At 72.0% G+C, this 3191-nt stretch carries 3 protein-coding genes; all 3 read left to right on the plus strand.

The genetic code is table 11. The annotated features are described in order from the left end of the window. On the plus strand, positions 1-1177 hold a 1177-nt coding region (locus AC1DP0_RS20040), incomplete at its 5' end, for a hypothetical protein (RefSeq protein WP_478087996.1). Next, positions 1174-2163: a glutamate ABC transporter substrate-binding protein gene (locus AC1DP0_RS20045; protein ID WP_478087999.1), complete on the plus strand. Its 990-nt coding sequence runs from the start codon at positions 1174-1176 to the stop codon at positions 2161-2163. The genes AC1DP0_RS20040 and AC1DP0_RS20045, both read left to right, overlap by 4 nt. Further along, positions 2160-3191 (plus strand): hypothetical protein (locus AC1DP0_RS20050; RefSeq protein ID WP_478088002.1); only part of this gene is annotated, 1032 nt, incomplete at its 3' end. The genes AC1DP0_RS20045 and AC1DP0_RS20050, both read left to right, overlap by 4 nt.

Raw genomic sequence — 3191 nt, forward strand, 5'->3', positions numbered from 1 at the left:
GATGCGGCTCTTCGGCCTCCTCGGGGTCATCGCCGCCGTGCTGCTCGGCGTCGTGAGCGTCAACGCGCTGCTCGCCTCGCAGGCGGCGGTCGAGCGTGCCGCCAACAACACGGCGCAGGTCGTCCGCGCCCAGTCGATCCACGTCGACCTGCTCCGCGCCGACGCCGTGGCCACGAACGCCTTCCTCGTCGGCGGCCTCGAGTCCGCCGAGTCCCGCGCCAGCTACGAGGGCGCCATGGCCCGGGTCGCCAGCGGCATCGCCGAGGCCGCGGCCGCCCAGCCTGCCGACGGCAAGGCGCTCGGTGTGCTCGCCGAGCGGGTGCAGACGTATGCCGCCCTCGTCGAGCAGGCCCGCTCCAACAACCGTCTCGGCCTCCCCGTGGGCGCGCAGTACCTCACCCAGGCCAGCGCCGGGCTGCGCTCCGACGCGATCCCGATCGTGACGCAGGTCGTCCAGACCAACGAGGACCGCTCCCAGAAGGAGTTCGACCGCAGCAACTCGAGCCTCCAGCTGCTGGTGGGGGTCGCCGCCCTCATCGGCCTCGTCGCCCTCGCGGTCTGGCTCGCCCGGCGGACGCACCGCTACCTCAACCCGTCGCTGACGGGCGCCATCGCGCTGCTGCTCGTCGCTCTCTTCGTGACGGCGACCATCATCACCGGCACCGGGAGCGCGACCCGCGGGGTTTCCCAGGGCGACTACCAGCGGGCCGTCGCCCTCGCCRACGTCACGACGGCCGCCAACGACGCCCGCGCCAATGAGAGCCTGACACTCATCCGCCGGGGCTCGGGAGCCACCAACGAGGGGGCGTGGAAGACGAACGAGGCCGCCGTCCGCAACACCCTCGACGGGATCGACCAGTCCGCGGCCTTGAGCAGCCTCTGGACCGACTACGTGACCGCGCACCAGAAGGTGCGCTCGCTCGACGACGGTGGCAGGTGGGACGAAGCCGTCAAGCTGTCGACGAGCACCGCCGCCGGAGGCGCGGCGAAGACCTTCGGCGACTTCGACGTCGCCGTCACGCAGGCCCGCGACGACGCGGCGAGGACCACCGTCTCCAGTCTCCAGCGCCTCGGTGGCAGCGCACCGCTCATCGCCCTCGTCGTCGCCCTCGCGGCACTCGCCGCGTCGTGGCTCGTGATCCGAGGTATCGGCCAGCGGATCGAGGAGTACCGATGAGCGCCCTCACGTCCGTGGTGCGCCGGCGTCTCTCCGCCCTCGTCGCCGTCGCAGGCCTCGGTGTGCTCGCCGGCTGCTCGGGTGTCACGTACGCCGAGACGCCGCTGCCGGCGACCACCGCACCGCCGCCGTCGAGCAGCGCCCCCGCGGTCGCAGCGCCGACGTGCGACAACGCCACGCAGTCCTACGGCCCGCTCGCCACGCTGCCGAGCCGCGGCGAGATCACGGACGCGACGATGCGCGACCAGATCATCAAGCGTGGCTTCCTCGTCGTCGGCGTCTCGGCCGACACCTACCTCTTCGGTGCCAGGGACCCGTTCACCGGCGGCATCCAGGGCTTCGACATCGACATGGCCCGGGCCGTCGCGAAGGCGATCTTCGGGGACCCCGGCAAGCTCCAGCTGCGGGTCATCACCGCAGCGGACCGCATCCCGCTGCTCCAGTCCCGCTCGGTCGACATGGTCGCCCGCAACCTGTCGATGACGTGCGGCCGCTGGAACGACATCGCCTTCTCCGCGGAGTACTACCGCTCCGGTCAGAAGGTCCTCGTCAGCAAGGCGCTTCCTGGCGCCAAGGACCTCAGCCTCGCCGACCTCAAGGGCAAGCGGGTCTGCGCGCCCACCGGCACCACGTCGCTGACGAAGCTGCAGCAGGTGAAGGGTCCTGTCGTCGTCACGGCCGGCACGCACACCGGCTGCCTCGTGCTGCTCCAGCAGGGCAAGGCCGACGCCATCACCGGTGACGACACCGTGCTCGCCGGGCTCGCCGCACAGGACCCCAACACCGTGATCACGAGCGCCAAGGCCATCACCGTCGAGCCCTACGGCCTCGGCCTCAACAAGGCCGACGTCTACTTCGCGCGCTACGTCAACCGCGTCATCGCCGACCTCGAGGCCGACGGGCAGTGGAAGGCGACCTACAACCGCTGGCTCGCCGCGCCGCTCGGGCCCGCCCCGGCTCCCCCGACCCCGGTCTACGGACGATGACAGCAGTGCCGCAGGGCCACCCCGACCCGGGCACCGTCGCGCCGACGGCGCCCGGACGCCTCGGCGTGCCCGTCCAGGCCCCCGAGGCGCAGACGTACCTGTTCGCCTTGCGGGAGTGGGTGGCCCAGCGTCGCGCCGACCTCGGCGAGGTCGACCGTGCCGTCCTCAAGCTGTCCCAGGCGGAGCAGGTCGCCATCACCAACGACCTGACCGTGGCGCTGACCTTCTGGAAGGCCGTCAGTGACCGCCTGACCCTGCTCGAGACGACGTTCGACGGTGGCCGGGTCGGGCCCGTCGAGGCCGAACGGCTCTCGACCCTCATCCACGGTCGTCTCGACTCCAACACCACCGAGCACCTGTCGCTGCCGTCGAGCGGCTCGCTCGCCGTCAGCCTGCCCGAGGCGTGCCGACTGCTCGACTCGCTGACCCGCACCCTCCAGGCGCGCGCCTCTCTCGCGCCCGGAGCTGCCGAGGCGACACAGCGAATCACCTTGGTGCGCGCAGGGATCGAGCGCACTCGTGACCAGATCCCGCTCGTCCCGGCCGGAGCCCAGCGCGACGAGGCCACGGAGAAGATCACGAGGCTGGACCGTCGCATGGACGACCTCGTCGAGCGTGCCCGTCGCGGCGCCGACGTCGGCGGCATCATCGGCCCGCTCGAGATCGATGTCGCCGTGCTCGAGCGCGACCTCATCGTCGCCGCCGCAGAACGCGCCTCCGCCGCCCGCAGCCGCGTGCGCACCCAGCAACAGGTCGAGGAGCTCGACGCCCGCGCCGCCGCCATCCGCGCTCTCGAACGCGCCTGCCTCGAGGCGATCACCCCGGCTCCGCACCTCGCCATCCCCAACGTCCGCGCGCTGGGACCGGTGCCGCAGGCGGCGGCCGAGCTCACGGCATACCGCGGCAAGCTCGAGCGGGTCTCGCGCGCCCTCGACCTCGCCCACGAGACGTATGCCGCCGGGCTGGCCGCAGTCTCTWATACACAWCWCCGAGCCCACGAGACAWGCGTTCAWCTCGTATGCCGTCTA

Source organism: Terrabacter sp. P5_B1 (genome assembly GCF_056400505.1).

What these genes read in the sequence shown, in the direction of transcription:
- AC1DP0_RS20045 (WP_478087999.1), top strand. Translation starts at nt 1,174, where the DNA reads ATGAGCGCCCTCACGTCCGTGGTGCGCCGGCGTCTCTCCGCCCTCGTC.